The sequence below is a fragment of the Methylomonas sp. 11b genome (genome assembly GCF_000515215.1).
Classification (GTDB): domain Bacteria; phylum Pseudomonadota; class Gammaproteobacteria; order Methylococcales; family Methylomonadaceae; genus Methylomonas.
Map to the genome: position 1 here is coordinate 3297781 of NZ_KI911557.1, position 17887 is coordinate 3315667.

General features: G+C 52.4%; 20 protein-coding genes and 1 other RNA gene. 5 read left to right on the forward strand and 16 right to left on the reverse strand.

Features of this window, described 5'->3' with window-relative positions:
* Nucleotides 1-37 precede the first annotated feature (37 nt).
* From mmoC to mmoX, 6 genes are all read right to left on the reverse strand, one after another.
* Complete coding sequence (gene mmoC / locus METH11B_RS0115880; RefSeq protein WP_026602862.1) at nucleotides 38-1075, reverse strand: aromatic/alkene monooxygenase hydroxylase FAD-binding subunit MmoC; 1038 nt, start codon at nucleotides 1073-1075, stop codon at nucleotides 38-40.
* A gap of 1 nt (nucleotide 1076) precedes the next feature.
* Entirely contained in the window at nucleotides 1077-1337 is a 261-nt protein-coding gene (gene mmoD, locus METH11B_RS0115885) for a soluble methane monooxygenase-binding protein MmoD (RefSeq protein ID WP_026602863.1), read from the reverse strand.
* A 156-nt stretch (nucleotides 1338-1493) separates the two neighbouring features.
* The gene (gene mmoZ, locus METH11B_RS0115890; protein WP_026602864.1) at nucleotides 1494-1991 is read right to left on the reverse strand and encodes an aromatic/alkene monooxygenase hydroxylase subunit gamma; all 498 of its coding nucleotides are present in this window, start codon (nucleotides 1989-1991) and stop codon (nucleotides 1494-1496) included.
* A gap of 9 nt (nucleotides 1992-2000) precedes the next feature.
* A complete protein-coding gene (gene mmoB, locus METH11B_RS0115895; RefSeq protein ID WP_020483903.1) occupies nucleotides 2001-2426 on the reverse strand; it encodes a methane monooxygenase regulator MmoB in 426 nt (141 codons plus the stop codon).
* Between the two features lie 9 nt (nucleotides 2427-2435).
* A complete protein-coding gene (gene mmoY, locus METH11B_RS0115900; RefSeq protein ID WP_020483902.1) occupies nucleotides 2436-3614 on the reverse strand; it encodes an aromatic/alkene monooxygenase hydroxylase subunit beta in 1179 nt (392 codons plus the stop codon).
* A 28-nt stretch (nucleotides 3615-3642) separates the two neighbouring features.
* The gene (gene mmoX / locus METH11B_RS0115905; protein ID WP_026602865.1) at nucleotides 3643-5226 is read right to left on the reverse strand and encodes an aromatic/alkene monooxygenase hydroxylase subunit alpha; all 1584 of its coding nucleotides are present in this window, start codon (nucleotides 5224-5226) and stop codon (nucleotides 3643-3645) included.
* A 337-nt stretch (nucleotides 5227-5563) separates the two neighbouring features.
* Here mmoX and METH11B_RS0115910 point away from each other — a divergent pair, with 337 nt between their 5' ends.
* Both METH11B_RS0115910 and METH11B_RS0115915 read left to right on the forward strand, forming a co-directional pair.
* Entirely contained in the window at nucleotides 5564-6439 is an 876-nt protein-coding gene (locus METH11B_RS0115910; RefSeq protein ID WP_026602866.1) for a fumarylacetoacetate hydrolase family protein, read from the forward strand.
* 73 nt (nucleotides 6440-6512) lie between these two features.
* Nucleotides 6513-6965 (forward strand): hypothetical protein, encoded by a 453-nt coding sequence (locus METH11B_RS0115915; protein WP_026602867.1) that lies wholly within the window; start codon nucleotides 6513-6515, stop codon nucleotides 6963-6965.
* Between the two features lie 25 nt (nucleotides 6966-6990).
* Here METH11B_RS0115915 and METH11B_RS0115920 read toward each other — a convergent pair whose 3' ends face one another.
* Nucleotides 6991-8877 (reverse strand): potassium transporter Kup, encoded by a 1887-nt coding sequence (locus METH11B_RS0115920; RefSeq protein ID WP_026602868.1) that lies wholly within the window; start codon nucleotides 8875-8877, stop codon nucleotides 6991-6993.
* Nucleotides 8878-9102: 225 nt separating this feature from the next.
* On the opposite strand from METH11B_RS0115920, the gene METH11B_RS0115925 reads away from it, so the two are divergent.
* The 3 genes from METH11B_RS0115925 to METH11B_RS0115935 are packed head-to-tail and all read left to right on the forward strand — an operon-like array spanning nucleotide 9103 to nucleotide 11005.
* Nucleotides 9103-9894 (forward strand): energy transducer TonB, encoded by a 792-nt coding sequence (locus tag METH11B_RS0115925; RefSeq protein ID WP_231499625.1) that lies wholly within the window; start codon nucleotides 9103-9105, stop codon nucleotides 9892-9894.
* Nucleotides 9895-9909: 15 nt separating this feature from the next.
* Nucleotides 9910-10590, forward strand: a complete 681-nt coding sequence (locus METH11B_RS0115930) for a MotA/TolQ/ExbB proton channel family protein (RefSeq protein WP_020483896.1) — start codon at nucleotides 9910-9912, stop codon at nucleotides 10588-10590.
* 4 nt (nucleotides 10591-10594) lie between these two features.
* Complete coding sequence (locus tag METH11B_RS0115935) at nucleotides 10595-11005, forward strand: ExbD/TolR family protein (RefSeq protein ID WP_026602870.1); 411 nt, start codon at nucleotides 10595-10597, stop codon at nucleotides 11003-11005.
* An 86-nt stretch (nucleotides 11006-11091) separates the two neighbouring features.
* On the opposite strand, the gene rimK is transcribed toward METH11B_RS0115935, so the two are convergent.
* The 9 genes from rimK to METH11B_RS0115970 form a co-directional block, all read right to left on the reverse strand.
* Nucleotides 11092-11982, reverse strand: a complete 891-nt coding sequence (rimK, locus tag METH11B_RS0115940) for a 30S ribosomal protein S6--L-glutamate ligase (protein WP_026602871.1) — start codon at nucleotides 11980-11982, stop codon at nucleotides 11092-11094.
* 18 nt (nucleotides 11983-12000) lie between these two features.
* Entirely contained in the window at nucleotides 12001-12675 is a 675-nt protein-coding gene (gene mtnC / locus METH11B_RS0115945) for an acireductone synthase (protein WP_026602872.1), read from the reverse strand.
* Nucleotides 12672-13229 carry a 1,2-dihydroxy-3-keto-5-methylthiopentene dioxygenase gene (locus METH11B_RS0115950; RefSeq protein WP_026602873.1) on the reverse strand — a complete coding sequence of 186 codons (558 nt, stop codon included), beginning with the start codon at nucleotides 13227-13229 and terminating at the stop codon, nucleotides 12672-12674. The genes mtnC and METH11B_RS0115950 overlap by 4 nt, the downstream gene beginning before the upstream one ends.
* Entirely contained in the window at nucleotides 13226-13852 is a 627-nt protein-coding gene (locus tag METH11B_RS0115955; protein WP_026602874.1) for a methylthioribulose 1-phosphate dehydratase, read from the reverse strand. The genes METH11B_RS0115950 and METH11B_RS0115955 overlap by 4 nt, the downstream gene beginning before the upstream one ends.
* Before the next feature lie 33 nt (nucleotides 13853-13885).
* Nucleotides 13886-14235, reverse strand: an RNA gene (gene rnpB, locus METH11B_RS28190) — RNase P RNA component class A.
* A 463-nt stretch (nucleotides 14236-14698) separates the two neighbouring features.
* The gene (locus tag METH11B_RS0115960) at nucleotides 14699-15340 is read right to left on the reverse strand and encodes an FMN-binding negative transcriptional regulator (protein ID WP_026602875.1); all 642 of its coding nucleotides are present in this window, start codon (nucleotides 15338-15340) and stop codon (nucleotides 14699-14701) included.
* A gap of 721 nt (nucleotides 15341-16061) precedes the next feature.
* Nucleotides 16062-16280 (reverse strand): hypothetical protein, encoded by a 219-nt coding sequence (locus tag METH11B_RS29190; protein WP_155931134.1) that lies wholly within the window; start codon nucleotides 16278-16280, stop codon nucleotides 16062-16064.
* A gap of 173 nt (nucleotides 16281-16453) precedes the next feature.
* A complete protein-coding gene (locus METH11B_RS0115965) occupies nucleotides 16454-16900 on the reverse strand; it encodes an NfeD family protein (RefSeq protein WP_026602876.1) in 447 nt (148 codons plus the stop codon).
* A gap of 2 nt (nucleotides 16901-16902) precedes the next feature.
* Nucleotides 16903-17823 carry an SPFH domain-containing protein gene (locus METH11B_RS0115970; RefSeq protein ID WP_026602877.1) on the reverse strand — a complete coding sequence of 307 codons (921 nt, stop codon included), beginning with the start codon at nucleotides 17821-17823 and terminating at the stop codon, nucleotides 16903-16905.
* Between the last annotated feature and the right edge of the window lie 64 nt (nucleotides 17824-17887).

Genomic DNA, 17887 nt, shown 5'->3' on the forward strand with positions numbered 1-17887 from the left:
TCGAAACGGCTGCGCAGCACCCTGTTTGCCAGTGGCGTTATGGCGAGCCGCTAGGCAGGAACTTTTCCAGATAGATGCGTTCCTTGGGGATGCCCATTTCGGCGCACACCGCAAAAGTGGCGTCGACCATGCCCGGCGGCCCGCACAGGTATAAATCGGGCTTGGCACCGGTATCCTTCAGATCGCGGCGCAGGATGTCCACCACGCTGCCTTTTTCGCAATGCCAGTCGTCCGAGCATTTCCAGACGCAGTTTCTCAGCTCCAGTGTCGGCATTTGCGCCGCCAGCTGATTCAACTCATCCAGATGAAAAATTTCGGCTTCGGTGTTCACGCCAAAATAGATGATGCACTTCTGTGGCTCTTCCCATTCCTGCATGCGGCGCACCATCGATAAGATCGGCGCCAGCCCGGTACCGCCGGCCACAAAATAGCGTGGGGTAAAGCCGTTTTCTTTCAAACCGAAAATGCCCGATGGGCCTTTGACATTTAATTTCTGACCCAGCTTGGCGTCGTTTTTTAAATATTCTGAAAATTTGCCGCCATCCACGATGCGAATCAAAAACTCCAGATCGCCGGTTTTATTGGCCGTATTGGCGGGGGAATAGGAACGAGTGATGGTCGTGCCGGGAATTTCCAAATCGAAAAACTGCCCGGAGTCGAACTTAATGGTTTGATCGTCCCCCGTGCGCCGCAGCAGAAGTTTCATCACGTTAATGGAGATTTGCGACAACTCAATCACTTCCGCTACAAACGTCAAACCTTCCGGTGAGAACGAAATCCTGTCGTAGGTATAAGGCACTTCGACGTCTAAATCGCTTACGGGGTAGCAGCGGCATAACAATACTTCGCCGGCCTCTTCTTCTTCATACGGCAAGGCCTGCGAACTGCATTTGCCCAAAACATAATCGCCTTCCGCGCAAAATCCTTTGCAGGTGGCGCAACCGCCTTCGCGACACGACGACATCAAATAAATATCCTGCCGTACCGCCGCAGTGATGACATCCTCGTCTTCGTAACAATCAAAGCAAACGGATTCCCCGTCTTGGGTAATGATTTTAATTTGATGGGCGCTCATGTCATTCTCCAAGGCATTGGCTTTTGGCCGACACGCTGAAAAACGCCAATACGTGGTCAACCGCGCGTCTCGATGCGTCCAGGGTTAGCGAGCACCCTTCCTGCACCAGTTTTTGGTCGCGGTAGATGGTCCAGCGCCACATAAACTCAAGATCTTCGCAGAATGCAGCGTAGGGCTCGATGTCGTATAGCTTGGTGAGCTTGTCGGCTTCACTCGGAAAAGCGGGCGTAACCGCCGACTTAAAATTTGAGAAAAAATCCATGATACTGATTCTATGAAATGGTTCGTTGAGATCGAAGCGCACACAAACGCAGCCTTGCTCACTGCTACGTAAGCTAGCAGTAGGTTTGGTCCGCTATCGGTTTATTGGCTGTAAAGGATTCGCCACGCTTACTGCGTGGCGGTCCTGCCGGGCGGCTTACTGTAAGGTAACCACTTTCACGCCTCGTTTCTTACGCAATTCCTCTAACGGCAAGGCGTAGTAGTCGGTGTTGCGCAGTTCCATCAACTTCGTACCCAGTTGCCGATCAGTGTCTAAAAACACATTGACCGGCATGACCGGCGGTTTGCAGGCCAGTCTGAAGTTGATATGAATGCGCTCTGCTTCGTACATGTCCTCACAGGCGTCCATTTTGCTGATCACTTCATTGGCGACTTGCTGGGCATTCGCGCCGCAGGTGCAATTGTTGAGCAGTTGAGTGTCATTGAATTCCTTGTGTTTCAATAATGCCAGCTTCTCTTCAATTTTCAGCTCGATCCACAGCCCATCCAATTCCAACGACCAGTCGGTTTTGAACGGACTCATGTGCTTGACGCGGAAATCGGTAATGAAAGCGTGCGCTTTTGCCAGGGTATCCAATGTGGCGATTTTTGCCATCCAGGCATTACGGGTCGGATTGTCATGAATATTTGCCATGGTTATCTCCTATGCTGCTGCCAAGTCTTTCAGTTTGACATCAAGACCCATCAATTCGGAGGTGATGGTAAACGTTTCGCCCAGCGTATAGGCGCGGCCGATGGTGGAGGAAACGTCCACCAACAGGTCGTAAACGCTGTAATGCTTGCCGAGTAATTCGGAGACTTCGATACAGTCGATCTCGATTTTGCCGGTCGCTTTCAGCCACCAAAATCCGGCGCGATCCTCCACCACCAGTGTCGGGTTGTCGGCCTTGTGCGAACCTTGCAGAATTTCTTCCACCACGGTGTTGAGTTCGTCGGATTTCTTCAAGACCAGCACCACTTCGTGGCTTTCATGCACGACCTGGTTATCTTCGGCAAAGTACTCATCGGCAAAGGCTTTGCCGGTTTTTTGCATAATGCCTGCGTTGTAAGCATTTGAACTTTTAGACATGATATTTCCTTATTTAAGTCCGCTTAACACGGTTTTGACGAGGGCGGCGGTATCCACTTTGTAGTTGATCGGATCGGCAAAATCGCGCTTCCAATCGGCAAATACCCTAACCAGCGCCGCTTCAATGGCTGCTTTGTCGCTGACACCTTTGATTTCCGGAATGGTGGCGTAAATAGCCATGAAATCTTTCAGTGCGTTGACGGTTCTGGGTAGCCACTTATTGGCCCAAGCCCGCATCAAACGGTTGTTGTAATCGCCGAATTCCACATCGGCCCCCAGACAGGTATGGAACATGTCGGTGGTAATGCCTTTGGTTTGCGAGAAATACAACTGCATTTGATTGATAAAGAACGGGGTCAAGTTGTCGCCGTAATAAGATGACAAGCGCATAAAGAACTCTCTGCGTACAAATTGCCCGAAGATCGGATCGCAAATCATATGACCCGAGAACAAGATTTCATTCCAGTCATAAGTCGCTTGCCAAATATCCTGAACCAGTTCCCTCGCACCCTTGAAAATTGCGCCTTTCGTCCATTCCTGTTTGGGTATATCAGTAGACTCAGGAAAGCCCGGCACCAATTTAGACAAAAAGGTTCTCTCCGCCTGAATCATCTGTGCGTTGTCGACCTTGTCCAAGCCAATCATGGCGCTACTCATCCGCAGCGTGTCGCCCAGACAATCACGCACCACCGAGGAATGCGAATTGAACAAGCCATACTCGTAAAAACCGAATGCTCCCAGATAATCGCCCAACACTTCATCACGCCAGACCGGATCGATCGAACGCACATGACCGTCGGCTGAATAAGCTTTCAGGAAGCGGTCGGTATAACGCCACTCTTCGGCTTTATCCTTGACATACAGCGCATGCCAACGGAAAGCCGGGTCGCGGTGCGCCAGCCAATCCGAGCTGCGCATTTCGGTGGATTCGTTGCTCCAGGATGGACGGCCACCGTGGAATTTTTGGGTCCAATCGCCCCAGTCCAAACCGCCGGGAATCCAGTCCGGTGTCGGCTGGCTGTAGCAGCACAATACTTCGTATTCATTGATTCGCTTGCCGCGCGGCTTCATGAAATAATTCATTTTCCGTTGTGTTTCCAACGGTTTATCCGGCACGGCGGCCATGATTACTGCGGCAATTTCCGGGTCGGTCAGGCCACGTCTGCCACCATTCACTTCTATAGTCATAAGCTAGTTCCTTAAAGAGTTGAAACGATTAGAGGGCTTTCAATGGATCGGAAAACACGCAGTTAATCCGTTTGATGTCGTCCAGCGTCCATAGCTTGCCGTCTTTATTGGTGTGCGGCTGGCTGATCAGGGTTTTACCGTCGCTGCGCACGCCAAAACCTTCGGCAATCACTTCCGACAGTTCGCGGCCTTCGTATTGTTCGAAGATGTTTTGGCACTCATAACGCTCGGGTTCCGACAGCCACATTCTTTCGCCCCATTGGTCGCTGAATGAATGTTTTTTGCCGTTGAATTCCAGAACCCGTAAAGTGCTTTCGCCTTTGCAGTAACTAGGGCAGAACGGTACTTGAGAAACCCGGTCGATATAGATCGGATGGTTGTTTTCGATGAACCATTGGATGGGCAGGAAGCCGCTGCTTGGGTCTTCGCAACCGCGTGCACGCCATTCGTCGTAGACTTTGCCGTACATGTCGTACCAACCTGGGTAGTTGGCTTCATACCATTCCGCTTCTTCCTGGGTTGGCAGACTCAAGCGGAAGAAACCGGTAGGCCACAGGGCGTAGGCAATCAGGAACAAGTCGTGATGCGCCCAGTAAGCGTCTTTTTTGGCATCGCGTAAGCTGCGTGGCGATTCCACACCGTATTTGCCCAGCCGGCCGATCCAGATGCCACCCCAATCTTCATACACCCAACGGTTCCAGGTTTTCACCCAAGGCTCGACTTTGAAATGGCTGCCGTACTCGAACATCATGCCCAATACCGGTGTGAAGTATTTTTGTTGGGTCCAGAAAGCGTTGTTCAAATCGGTATTCAGATATTTCGAAGCCGCTTCGTCGTTGGCGATGGATACCACGGTTTGATAACCGTTGGCCATATGGCGCAACTCGTCGGTCTCAATGGACAAGAACACAGTCGGAGTCATCTCGTCGCCGTTTGCGGAGGCCCATTCGGTCACGGCCACGATCAATGGGTTGGTAAAGCAGGCTTCGCCGACCAACTGCAGGTTGATGGAGCATTCCACCGCATCGCCGGAAATAAAGCCGTCGGAGAATACCCGTTTCATACCTTTCCACAGCGGGCCAATCGCACGCGTGCGGCGGGCATCGTTATGACCGGCGGCGTCTTGTCCTTGCTTGGCAAAGTAATAGTTGATGTAAGCGCATTGGTTGGTGTGACGAATTTCGTCCAGCACTTGGCCCAAGTAACCGTTTTTTTGCTCGGGCGCGGTCGCGGAATCCCACAACATGCCGGTCGCTGCAATTGCGTTGTATTCCCCCACTTCCAGGAAGTTGGAGATGACCTTCATCGATTCATTCCATTTCGGATGCACGCGATTGGCGGCATCCACCCGTGTCAACACGTCTTGCAAACTGCCGAATTGACGTTCGTCCTTGACCGATTCCATGCGCGCATATTCTTTAGCGATCAGCTTGAATTGCTCCTTGGTATCGTTGGCCATTTTGTATTTGGTCGAATATTTGGTGCGATTTTTATCAAAATCCCAGGTAAAGCTCTGCATCCAGCGGTGAACTTCCTGTGCACCCACGCTGACAGGCGCCGGATTGGCGGCCAACGCATCGGTAGCGGCTTTTGTGGCGGTACTTATAGCCATATTGAATCCTCGTTGTGGTGTTATAAGAATGGCGAGGCTGTCGTCATTCAGCTAAGCGGTGACTTTCCGTTGCCTTAAAGCGCTGATTGGCCTGGACTGACGCCAGCCTCGGAGGTCAAGGAGCAACACGTGTGCCAGTATTTAGAATTTTGATTTAGTCTTTACTAACAATGTCTTAGAGAAAGGTATCCGTGGCTTTGAGGCAGCGCTTTTTAAGAATGAACGTCCAATAACTGGACACTGCTTAGAAATAAGACGTCTAGTTAGCGGGTTTTGCTGGGTGATGCCGGCACTGCGATACAATGCGGATTTTGGTTGGATGAAGAGTTGATTCGGTATGAAACTACTGAGCTATAAATACAATGGTCAGGTACAAGTTGGCGCGCTGGTTGCCGAGCAAATCGTGCCCGCTGGCGCGGATTTGCCCAACAATATGCTCGATTTTCTGGCGGCCGGAGAGCCGGCAAAACAAGCGCTGCAAAAGCTGATCGATGCCGGCGGCAAGCGCATACCCTTCAGCGATGTGCAACTGCTGGCGCCGATTCCGCGTCCCGGCAAGTTGCTGGGCGTGGGTTTGAATTACGCCGATCACATCGGTGAAACAGGTATGGAAAAGCCGGAATATCCGACCTTTTTCACCAAGCAAAGTACTTGTGTCATCGCCGACGGGAACGCGATACATGTGCCGCCCGTATCGGACAAAGTGGATTACGAAGGCGAGCTGGCTTTCGTGATTGGGAAGCGCTGCAAACACGTACCCGTAGAACAGGCACATGAAGTGATAGCCGGCTACACCATTTGCAACGATGTGACGGTGCGCGACTGGCAGCAACGCACCCCGACCTGGACGCTGGGCAAGTCTTTTGATACCCATGGCCCGCTGGGGCCATGGCTGGTCACGGCCGATGAAATCGCCGATCCGCACAAGCTAAGTTTAAAAACCTGGGTGGACGAGGAGTTGCGGCAAAACGGCAACACCAGCGAGATGATTTTTAATTGTTACGAGTTAATCGCGTATCTGACGCAAGTAATGACGCTGGAGCCTGGCGACGTGATCAGCACCGGTACGCCGGCCGGTGTGGGGGTAAAAATGAAGCCGCGCGGTTATCTGAAACCAGGGCAGACGGTTCGCATCGAGATCGAAGGCATTGGCGCGCTGAGCAATCCGGTGATAGCCGAGCCGGAACATTTTCTGGTTGGCGCCTCAGGTTAAGCATCGATTAAGTCTGACTCGGATATGCTAAGCCCAACTTTAGATTAGAGGGCCAACCAGCCAAGAGGCAGTCATGAAAACCATACAAGTCGCCATTCTCACCATCGCCGTATTAACCCTGTCGGGCTGCGCGACGGGCTATTATCAGCGTGGCTATGTAGGTTACGGCGGCGGCTATTCATCGCCCAGCTATTCGCAAAATTATGGTCGCGGCTATGCCAGCCCGAGCACCAGCATCACGTATGGCCGTTACTACGTGCAGCCCAATTATCGCTCGGAGCATCATCACGACGATCACCATGACTGGCATCAACCTGCGCCGCATTTCGATCATCGTGTTGGCGGTTGGCAAGGACGGGATTTCGGGCGTCGGGACTTTGGTCGTGAACGGCATGCCGAACAAATGCCACATCACGAACAATCTATGCAGGATCGGCAAGAACGGGGTTTCGGTCATAGGGATAACGACGGTGACCGTCAACAGCACGGCGGTTGGGGCGGCCGTTTCGGCAGGCGTGGCGACTAACCGCGCCGAGGCGGCCAGTAAATGTCTACAATTCGATACGAATCCCCAGCTCGATTATCCGTTCGACGGGGATTTTGAAATATTCGATCGCGCTGGTGGAGTTATGCGTCAAAAAGCTGAACAAGGAGCGGCGCCATTTTGGCATCGGGCTTTTCCGACGGAACGAAAGCCGCTCGCTACCGATAAAAAACGATACGGTTTTTTGATCGATATCCAAGCCTTCATGGCGGCAAAGTTGCAGGGCGCGGCGCACATCCTGCTCCTCCTGAAAGCCGAAATACAATTTCACCCGGTAAAAGCCGCCGCTATCGCCGAACATGCGGATTTTCACCCTATGCGCTTCATCCACATAAGGTTCTTCGCGAGTCACGATGGTCAACACGATGAGTTTTTCATGCATCACATGGTTGTGCTCCAGGTTATGCAGTAAAACCTGCGGCACGCCATGGACGCTGCGGGCCATATAGATTGCGGTGCCGGGTACGGTAACCAGGGGTCGGTCTTTCAAGCGTTCGTCTAACTCCTCGAACAATACCCGCTTTTCGTCCAGGTATCTGGCTAACAATTCCTTGCCTTTGATCCAGGTGGTCATGATCAGAAACAGCACGGTGCCTACAACGAGCGGCAGCCAGCCGCCGTGCGGAATTTTCAGGCTGTTGGAAGACAGGAACATCAAATCGATAATCAAAAACGTCGACAGGAAGGTAATGCTGGTAGCTTTGTTCCATTGCCACAGCGCCTGGATCACGATAAACGCCAGGATGGTATCGACGATCATCGTGCCGGTCACAGCAATACCGTAAGCCGATGCCAATGCGGACGAAGATCTGAAGCTCAAAACTAAAATAAACACCGAGACCATCAGCAACCAATTGACGGCAGGCAAATAGACTTGGCCCATTTCGTCGCCGGACGTATGGCGGACATTCATTCTTGGGCAGTAACCAAGCTGGATAGCTTGTCGAGTTACCGAAAAAGCCCCGGAAATCACGGCTTGCGAGGCAATTACCGTGGCCAAGGTCGAGAGAATAAGCATCGGATATAGCGCCCAATTTGGCGCCATCAAGTAAAACGGGTTTTCGATGGCGTGCGGGTTGCCGATCAGCAATGCGCCTTGACCGAAGTAATTCAGCAGCAAGGCCGGAAATACGAAACCAAACCAAGCCCGCCGAATCGGTTTCAAGCCGAAATGGCCCATATCTGCATACAGCGCCTCTGCGCCGGTTATCGCCAGTACCACAGCCCCCATGATCAAAAAACCCTTCCAGCCCAGTTCGAACAACAAACTGACCGCATAATAGGGATTGACGGCCATCAACACATCGGGATGTTGGACAATATTCACGGCGCCCAGAACGCCGAGCGTGGCAAACCAGAAACACATGATGGGCGCGAACATTCTGCCGACCTTACCCGTGCCTTTGGTCTGGATAAAGAACAGCACGCTGAGCACAACGATGGTAATCGGCAAAACGTAGTGTTCCAGGCGCGGCGCCACGATTTGCAAGCCTTCCACGGCGCTGAGTACCGAAATAGCCGGCGTAATCATGCTGTCGCCGTAAAACAGCGAAGCACCAAGCAGGCCAATGGTGACGATAAATGCCTTACGTTTTGGATTGTCCTTGGAACCGTGCAGCGCCAAGGCCATCAAGGCCATGATGCCGCCTTCGCCCTTGTTGTCGGCGCGCATGATAAAAATCGCGTATTTGGTGGTGACCACCAAGGTGATGGCCCAAAAGATCAAGGACAACACCCCGAGCACATGGGTGGCGTCGGTCGGCAAGCCACCGTGAAAAACCTCTTTTACCGCATACAATGGGCTGGTGCCGATGTCCCCAAACACTACGCCTATCGCACTTAAAGCCAGTGTGTTGACTTGTCCCTGGGTATGATCGGATTGTTTTACGGACATATGGAATGAATCGGAGATACAAGACGGGAACGGAAATTATGCCACAGATTGTAATTTAGCCCGAAATCGTCGTTAGCCGGTGGGGATTTTAGCGGCTGAAACGTCTTAGTAGGGAATGGTTAGATAGCATCATCTCCTGTAAGGATGGCTGTCGCGCTAGGACGTATTAATTTACAATGCGCGGCTAAATTCGAATCGCGCTTAATTTTGTATTCAACAGTTTATATGTATTTATTTAAAAACCACGAGGATGCTTTGCAAAATAAAGAGTTAGCGTCATTCGGCGGTTATCTGCCGGCAGTGGCAAGCGGTTCCGGATCATTTTGGCGAAGGCTATTGGGAGAAGAGCGGCCCGCCAGCATGCTGAGGTTGTTAACCCTGTTGGTATTATTGCTGCATATTTGGGGTTTGCAGCAATTATTGAAACCCGAGGAAAAAGTCACGCCGGCACAGCCTTTGATGATGGAAGTATCGATGATAGCGATGTCCGCGCCAAAGCCCGCCGCCGCTCCGCCGCCTCCAGCACCGCCGCCACCCAAAAAAGAGCCGCCGCCGAAAAAGCCGCAGCCGAAGCCGGTTCCCAAAAAAGCGCCGCCCATAGTGCAAAAGGCGCCGGAATATGCGCCGGTGGAGCCTGTTTCCGAGCCGCAACCGACACCGGTAACCAGCACCGCGAATAGCACGCCGGTGACGACTACGACAACCAGCACTACCGCTACCAACGCCGAGCAGTTTACCGAAGCTAATTTTCGAGCTAATTACGCCCACAACCCCAAGCCTGAATATCCGATGATTGCTAAAAGCCGCGGATGGCAGGGCAAGGTGATGTTACGGGTGCAAGTTTCGGCGGAGGGTTTAAGCGATTCGGTGGCGGTTGAGCACAGTAGCGGTCACGAGATGCTTGACGAATCGGCGGTGGAAGCCGTGAAAAAATGGAAATTCATTCCGGCCAAACGCGGCGAAACGCCGGTGGCCAGTTCGGTGATTGTGCCAATAATTTTTACTTTGCGTGAATAAAAATCGGAGAGATTAATGCCCTACCATATAGCCCCGGAAGCGGTTATCGACGCTACCCTTTACACATTGCTAGTGTTTTCGTTGATAACGTGGACGTTGATTTTTTTCAAAATCTGGCAGTTTGCCAAGAATAATTATTACAACAAACGATACGACAGCGCTTTTTGGGACACTACCGATTTAAATGCCGCCGAGCAACTGCCCGCCGAAACCGCGCGCGGCCCGAAAGCTCGCGTCGCAGCCTGCGGCTTTGCCTGGTTGGCGGAAATGACGCATCCGGAAACCTGCACCAGCCTGAAATTTCGTGGATCCCCTCAAGATTTACTGGAACAAACCCTACGTAAGCAGACGCAGGACGAGCAGCGCCGGATGGAAAGCGGCTTGACCATGCTGGCCAGCATCGGCAGTACCGCGCCATTTGTCGGCTTGTTCGGCACCGTACTTGGCATTATGCATGCCATGCACGACATCAGCGCCAGCGGTTCGGCCAGTTTGGACGTAGTTGCCGGGCCTATCGGCGATGCATTAATTGCCACAGCCATCGGTATCGCCGTAGCCGTACCGGCAGTGTTGGCCTATAATTTCTTCCAGCGTCGCGCCAAGCACCATCGGGCTTCGCTGGAAAATTTCGTCGAGGGTTTTCTCCACATCGCCTTCGGCGACTCAAACATCAATACCAGTAAAAGCAAGGATTAATTACATGGGATTTAAAACAAACTCAGACGACGACGGGCCGGTTAGCGAGATTAATGTTACGCCGCTGGTAGATGTGATGTTGGTGTTGGTGATTATCTTGTTGGTCACCGCACCGTTGTTGACCCAATCGGTCAATGTGGCTTTGCCGAAAACGGCTTCCACTACGCCGGATTTGGAAAAACAGCCGATGCAATTGGGTATCGACGCGCAAGGCGCCGTGACCCTGAATAAAAACGCCGTGGCGGATTTAGCGGCGTTGGATACGACGTTAAGAAATGAATTGGCCGGTAACCCCGAGCTAATCGTTCACATTTATGCCGATCAAGGCGTGAATTACGGCAAGGTTGCGGAAGTGATGGCCACCGTACAGCATGCCGGCATTTCCAAATTAGCATTTGTTTCGCTGGAAAAATAGACAAACTCGACAGGGTGCTGATAGCCCAACCAGCTATCCACCCTCGACCGCTTTAATTATTCAATTTCTTAAATCCGGGTTGCCGATTACCCGGATTTATTTTTCCCGACGTTCTTTTCAATATAGTCGATCATCAAGCCGGCGATATCCTTGTCGCTGGTCTTTTCTATGCCTTCCAAACCAGGCGAGGAATTGACTTCCATCACCAGCGGGCCGCGTTTGGAACGCAGCAAGTCGACGCCGCAGACATTTAGGCCCATGATTTTGGCGGCACGTACTGCCGCCGAACGTTCCTGCGGAGTCAATCTGACTAGCGTGGCCGTGCCGCCGCGATGCAGATTGGAACGAAACTCGCCCTCGCGGCCTTGCCGCTTCATCGCCGCCACCACCTTATCCCCAATCACGAAGCAGCGGATGTCGCTACCGGCAGCCTCTTGAATGAACTCCTGCACCATGATATTGGCATTAAGGCCCATGAACGCCTGAATCACGCTATGCGCGGCGTTATGGGTTTCAGCGAGTACCACGCCTATGCCTTGCGAGCCTTCCACCAATTTGATCACCAGCGGTGCGCCGCCGACTTCGGCGATTAGATCTTCGATATTGTCCGGATTGTGGGCAAACGCGGTAATCGGCAGATCGATGCCCTTGCGGGCCAGCAACTGGCTGGACGCCAGTTTGTCGCGGGAGCGGCTGATGGATGCGGAATTGTTGAGGACGAAAGTATTCATCACCTCGAACTGCCGCAAAACCGCGGTGCCGTAAAAGGTTATAGAGGCGCCGATGCGGGGAATAACCGCATCGTAGCCCACTAGATTTTCGCCCATGTAATGAATGGACGGCTTCATGGAAGTGATGTTCATGTAACAGTGAGTCGGGTCCAATACCCTGGCCTCATGGCCGCGAGCGGCGGCGGCTTCCAGCAGCCGGACGCTGGAATACAGCGTCGCGTCGCGCGACAGGATGGCTATTTTCATAGGCAAATAGTGCCGGGTTTACAGATGAATGCCGTCAAAATCGCTGACTTGCACATGCTCGGCGCCGCCATCTGGCGTCTGCTCGCGCACCAGCCAGCAAGTAGCCAAGCCGGCCTGACGGGCAGCGTCCAATTCGTCCTTTATATCGGACAAAAACAGGATCTGTTCGGCCGGCAAGCCAAGCTCGGCGGCAATCCGCTCATAGGAAACGGCCTCCTTCTTGCCGCCAATGTGCGTATCGAAGTAACCGGAAAATATTGGCGTGAGATCGCCGAAGTCGCTGTAACCAAATAGCAGTTTTTGGGCATGCACCGAGCCGGAGGAATAGACATACAGCTTATAGCCCAGGCCAAACCAGTTTCTTAAGTTGCGCACGGCATCTTCGTAGACATGACCGGTGAAATCGCCGTTGCGATAGCCCTCCTGCCAGATCAAGCCCTGTAAGGATTTTAACGGCGTAATTTTCTGATCGGTATCAATCCAGTGAATAAATTGCGCAACCAGCGCTTCCTCGTCCAGTTCGCCGCCGGCAATTTGCTTGGCCTCAGCCAATATTAGCTTTATCGCGTCTTGCCCTTGATGACTTTTAATAAAATCCGGCAAGCGGGAGCGGGCATACGGGAACAACACATCTTTTACAAACGACAGCGATGAAGTCGTGCCTTCGATATCGGTGACGATGGCTTTGATCATAAGGTCGTCAGATATTGGTCCAGCGTCGGAAAGCTTTCGGCAATCGGATCGCCGGTAAACTCGGCCACCCAGCCGTCTTCGGTGGTGAACAAACGGATGCATTTAAACGCCGGGTTTTCGCCCATATCGAACCAGTGCGTAGTATTGGCCGGCACGCTGATCAGATCGCCTTGCTCGCACAGTACCGCATAAACCTGGTCGCCGACATGCAGATAAAACAGCCCTTTGCCTTCCACGAAGAAGCGGACTTCGAAATCGCTGTGCGTGTGCTCGGCTAAAAACTTCTGCCGTAACGCATCTTTATTCGGGTGGTCGGCGTTCAGGCTGATCACGTCCACCGACTGAAAACCGTATTCTTGCTTGAGTTTGTCTATCGAACTTGCATAAGCCTTTAATACTGCCTCGGCATCGTCCGCCGCCGAAAACTCGCAATCGGCCTGCCAGCGTTCGAACTGTACGCCAATCCCTTGCAACTGCTCGGCGATGTCGGCAAAGTCCCGGAAAGTATTGCCTTGTTGCGGTTGATTGGCAGGGTAGAGGGTTAATGCGCTCATAATCGTGTTACTCCATGTAGGCGAATTTCAACATCAAATAAAAATTCCAGTGCTTCCAGGTGGCGCAAGGCGTCGTCGACCGATGCGCCCCAGGTGTAAAAACCGTGGCCGGCGATAATATAGCCGTAAACCGCATGGTCATGGCGGTCCAGATAATTTTCTACCTTGTCGGCTAATCTGGGAATATCCTGATCGTTACCGAAAATGGGGATGGAAATCCGAGTTTCATGGGTGTTGATGCCGGTGAACGCTTTGAGCAGTTCGTAATCCTTCAGCACGATCTCATGCTTGAACAAGCGTGCTGTCAACGTGGCGTTGATCGAATGCGGGTGCAAAACCGCCTGAACATCCGGAAAACGTTGGTACAGCGAAGTATGCAATAGCGTTTCCGCCGACGGTTTTTTACCGTCCAGGGAATTGCCTTTGCTGTCGATCAACATGATGTCATCGGCTTGCAAGCGGCCTTTATGCCGGCCGGACACAGTGATGGCAATATTGCCGTCGCTGAGTTTGGCGGAGAAATTACCGCTGGTAGCGGGCACCCAGCCCTTGCTGTCGATGAAGCGGCCGGCGGCAATCAACTGATCTGCCTTGCGGAAAAATTCGTCGGATTTTGCTGTCATGGAGTATTTTGCGGATTGCAAAAGAAAAAGAAGAGAAAGAGTTGGCCTGTAAGCCGGGTTCTGTCTTGAACAGCCATTCATCTAGGCGTCAGATCACTCTGACGCTCAAGCAATCTACCCAGGAGCAGCGCGGGCCACGCCAATGCTCCTCTATTTGATCTTGCTCCGGGTGGGGTTTACCCTGCCACACCTGTTACCAGTTGCGCGGTGCGCTCTTACCGCACCATTTCACCCTTACCGAGTTCCGAAGAACCAGGCGGTATAATTTCTGCGGCACTTTCCGTAGGCTCACGCCTCCCAGGCATTACCTGGCACCCTGCCCTATGGAGCCCGGACTTTCCTCCCTTTTATTTGCATAAAACGGCGACTGTTCGGCCAACTCTGATGAGGATTATACAGGCAATGCCGGGAAATAGGGGCATTTGCGCACCATGTTTATCGGGGGTGGAAGGACATCGAATGATTGAGGTTCGATAAATGTCAGGCGTGTGCGCCGGAGAGTGACGAAAGGCCCTTCCTGACCCTCAGGCAGCGTGCCGCACCCGTGCGGCCCACCAGCGGGGCCGATCCCGCCGCAAGCTCACGTAGGCCGGTATACTGAAGAACTTCGTGCCACAAGAAAACTCTCGCATTGTTGTTAATGCTGAATCCCTAGCAAGGCTATGAACACTGGGTTAACGCCGTCATTCCGGCATGGATTGTCGGAATCCAGACTCCAGGGAATATTTATGATGTTAGCCATTTAGGCCGGAATTAACACCGGCGTTTACAGCGTAATTATTCTGTTCGATATGCCGCTGAAAGCTCGGCAATCCACGTGTGAATCTTGCGCACGGTTACGCTTCGCTAATCGCTCCTTGTAGCATGCGACTGCACCAGCAGCGCCATTTGACGTTGTGCATCCGAGTCTTCTGAGCGCAAGCCCTCGATAACCGATTGCCGATTCTGCTGTGTCTGGTTCTGACTGACCTTCCATTTGCCCTGCCAGCGTTTAATCTCAAGGCTGATGCCGACAATGTTGCCCAGCAGCTTTTTGGTAAATTCGGCAGGGGCATCCGTGACTCGCCAAGGATGCGCCTGCGCGGCTTCGTTTTTATCGGTTAGCTCGGTGATGATGCGGAGCACTTGCGCTGGGTCGTGGGTGGCGTTGAGCGTACAGTGAGCATGGACAACCGCATAGTTCCAGGTAGGCACCACCTTGCCCGCTTGGCTTTTGCTGGCGTACCAGTTGGGCGAAATGTACGTCGAGGGCCCTTGAAACACAAGCAAGAGCTCTTGCTCAGGTGCAACTTGCCAAAGTGGATTGTTTTTGGCGACATGCCCCATAAGCTTGCCAAGGCCGCCAGGCCTGGCTTCATACAGCAGTGGGATATGCTCGGCAGTCAGGCCATCATCACCCTGATAAATCACCGTTGCCAAAGGAAACTGCTCGATAAGGCCGACCAGTTCGGCAGGCTTGTCTTCTTGAAAGTGAGTAGGGCAGTACATGTTGTTTGAAGGTAGTCTATTGATAATAAATAAGTTTTAACCCGACCCTTAAATACCATTCGCCCTGAGTTTATCGAAGGGCGCACCAGCCTGGGCGTCAACGAGCTCAGCCCGAACGGAATACCAGTGATAAATAGGTCGGGTTAATAAGCCTGTCACCCGAAGTATCTGCGATCTCCATCCACAGCGGTGGGCACGCGAATGTGATTCCAAAATGGCGGGTAACGTTTTTCGCCCACCAATAATTAAGGGTGGGCGCAAATCCGCGTGGGCACAAAATTCGTGCCCACCCTACGAAACTCCGGCAATCCATGCCGGAATGACGGCATCAACCCCGCACCCGCAGCCTTGTCAGGTATACAGCATTAAAAATAATGCGAAGAATATGCTTGTGGGACGGGGTTTCTCCCGTATGCCGCGCCGAGTACCGGAGCTTTCGACGGGATCAGCCCGCAGGGGTGCGGCAGGGATGCCGCACGTTGACGAAGGGGCAGGAAGCCCCTTTCGGCAACTCCCGGCGAAAGCGAGGAACGCAGGGAACAAGCGGCATCCGTGCCGCCTTTTCTTTGGATACTTTCTTTTGGCGGAGCAAAAGAAAGTATCTCGGTTGTCGGTCCGAGAACCGACACTTAATCAAGCCGCCGCGTCAGCGACACAATATTTTCTGATACTTCCCACGTGGGCACAAAAACCGTGCCCACCCTACCATGCAAAGCATTATTTAGTCTAAATCAACCAGTTTCTCTTTTAACCAAGCTGCAAGTTCTTCTGGAGTTTCGATGATTTCAGAATTTAAGAGATGCTGAGGATGGATTTGAGTATCGCTATATCCTGTTGGTAGTAGTGTGCGATTACTGACGACCCAGGAATTACGTTGATTTTTATCTAACCCTTGCATAACAGATCGAGCTGGAAGTTGGATAACACCAGCAACCCCCATAAGTTGCTGGTTGCATATGTTTATCCAAAGCAGAAATTATCCGTGCACGACAAATTGATTTTGATTTCATTTTGGCAAAATACGATATAGCAGGTAGCCTGGATGAAGCAAAGCGTAATCCAGGGCTGAAGGCCATCAATCCCGGATTGCATCCGGGCTACGAAAAAACAAAATCACCCACAAACCTCCACCTCAAACACAGTCCCCTTAACCGCCACAACTCTTACTTTCGCCCCCATCGGACTATCCTCCCCATGCACCTTCCAAACCGTATCGTCGGCCTTAATCTTGCCCTGACCATTCTCAATCGGTGCGATCAGAAAAAAGGTACGGCCAATATACTGAGCCCCGCGCTGATTTAATAAAGGATGATCCGTAACGGTCACTGCCCGATTCCGGGCGTATTTACGCCAAGCCAGCACCGACAACACTGCCAGCAAGGAAAACAGCAGCAACTGCACGTTGAACGGTGTAACCGGCACTAACAACACCGCCGCGCCGACGATAAACGCCGACACCGCCAGCCACAGGAAAAAGAAACCGGTGACGACAATTTCCAAGGCTAGAAAGCCCACCGCCAGCACCCACCAGTACCAAAACACGATGTCCTGTTCCCACATAATCAGGCCTTTTTATTTAAAGCTTCTTTAGCCAATTCACCGATGCCGCCCAAGGCCCCGATCACGCTGGAAGCCTCCAGCGGCATGAAGATCAGCTTGCTGTTGTTGGCCGAGGCGACTTCTTTTAAAGACTCAATGTATTTTTGCGCGACGAAGTAATTGATGGCCTGCACGTCGCCCTTGGATATGGCTTCGGACACCATCATGGTAGCGCGGGCTTCTGCTTCGGCCAAACGTTCGCGGGCTTCGGCGTCACGGAACGCGGCTTCCTTACGGCCTTCGGCGTCCAGAATCGCGCCTTGTTTCAAGCCTTCGGCTTTGAGAATTTCTGCTTGCCGCAAGCCTTCGGCTTCCAGAATCTGCGCGCGTTTTTCCCGCTCAGCTTTCATTTGTCTGGCCATGGAGTCGACCAAGTCTTTGGGCGGGGCAATGTCTTTGATTTCGATACGGGTGACTTTAAGTCCCCAGGGCGAAGTGGCTTCATCGACGACGGTCAACAGGCGGGCGTTGATTTCGTCGCGACGCGATAGCAGTTCGTCCAGATCCATGGAGCCCATGACGGTACGGATATTGGTCATGACCAGATTGATGATGGCCATGTCCAGATAAGTAATCTCATATGCGGCCTTGGCGGCATCCATGATCTGGTAAAACACCACGCCATCGACCCGCACCATCGCGTTGTCCTTGGTGATTACTTCCTGCGACGGCACGTCCAACACCTGTTCCATCATATTAAGTTTGCGGCCGATACTCTCGACGATGGGCATAATAAAATCCAAGCCTGGACTCAGAGTTCTCGTGTATTTTCCAAAACGTTCCACGGTATACTCCATCCCTTGTGGGACCGATTGCACGCTCTTGTATACCAGAATTACGGCAAACGCTACCGTCACTATTGCTAACAAACCAAAGCCGCCCATAGCGCCTCCTAAGTTGTGAAAATGAATTGTGTATTGCCAACGGTCACGCGGCTAATAATAATGT

Coding starts and splice junctions, on each gene's coding strand:
- METH11B_RS0115970 (WP_026602877.1), bottom strand. CDS start 17,823: ATGGGCGGCTTTGGTTTGTTAGCAATAGTGACGGTAGCGTTTGCCGTA.
- METH11B_RS0115915 (WP_026602867.1), top strand. CDS start 6,513: ATGAAAACCATACAAGTCGCCATTCTCACCATCGCCGTATTAACCCTG.
- METH11B_RS0115920 (WP_026602868.1), bottom strand. CDS start 8,877: ATGTCCGTAAAACAATCCGATCATACCCAGGGACAAGTCAACACACTG.
- mmoX (WP_026602865.1), bottom strand. CDS start 5,226: ATGGCTATAAGTACCGCCACAAAAGCCGCTACCGATGCGTTGGCCGCC.
- mmoC (WP_026602862.1), bottom strand. CDS start 1,075: ATGAGCGCCCATCAAATTAAAATCATTACCCAAGACGGGGAATCCGTT.
- METH11B_RS0115935 (WP_026602870.1), top strand. CDS start 10,595: ATGGGATTTAAAACAAACTCAGACGACGACGGGCCGGTTAGCGAGATT.
- mmoB (WP_020483903.1), bottom strand. CDS start 2,426: ATGTCTAAAAGTTCAAATGCTTACAACGCAGGCATTATGCAAAAAACC.
- mmoY (WP_020483902.1), bottom strand. CDS start 3,614: ATGACTATAGAAGTGAATGGTGGCAGACGTGGCCTGACCGACCCGGAA.
- mmoZ (WP_026602864.1), bottom strand. CDS start 1,991: ATGGCAAATATTCATGACAATCCGACCCGTAATGCCTGGATGGCAAAA.
- METH11B_RS0115955 (WP_026602874.1), bottom strand. CDS start 13,852: ATGACAGCAAAATCCGACGAATTTTTCCGCAAGGCAGATCAGTTGATT.
- rimK (WP_026602871.1), bottom strand. CDS start 11,982: ATGAAAATAGCCATCCTGTCGCGCGACGCGACGCTGTATTCCAGCGTC.
- METH11B_RS29190 (WP_155931134.1), bottom strand. CDS start 16,280: ATGGGGGTTGCTGGTGTTATCCAACTTCCAGCTCGATCTGTTATGCAA.
- METH11B_RS0115910 (WP_026602866.1), top strand. CDS start 5,564: ATGAAACTACTGAGCTATAAATACAATGGTCAGGTACAAGTTGGCGCG.
- mmoD (WP_026602863.1), bottom strand. CDS start 1,337: ATGGATTTTTTCTCAAATTTTAAGTCGGCGGTTACGCCCGCTTTTCCG.
- METH11B_RS0115950 (WP_026602873.1), bottom strand. CDS start 13,229: ATGAGCGCATTAACCCTCTACCCTGCCAATCAACCGCAACAAGGCAAT.
- METH11B_RS0115930 (WP_020483896.1), top strand. CDS start 9,910: ATGCCCTACCATATAGCCCCGGAAGCGGTTATCGACGCTACCCTTTAC.
- METH11B_RS0115965 (WP_026602876.1), bottom strand. CDS start 16,900: ATGTGGGAACAGGACATCGTGTTTTGGTACTGGTGGGTGCTGGCGGTG.
- METH11B_RS0115960 (WP_026602875.1), bottom strand. CDS start 15,340: ATGTACTGCCCTACTCACTTTCAAGAAGACAAGCCTGCCGAACTGGTC.
- mtnC (WP_026602872.1), bottom strand. CDS start 12,675: ATGATCAAAGCCATCGTCACCGATATCGAAGGCACGACTTCATCGCTG.
- METH11B_RS0115925 (WP_231499625.1), top strand. CDS start 9,103: ATGTATTTATTTAAAAACCACGAGGATGCTTTGCAAAATAAAGAGTTA.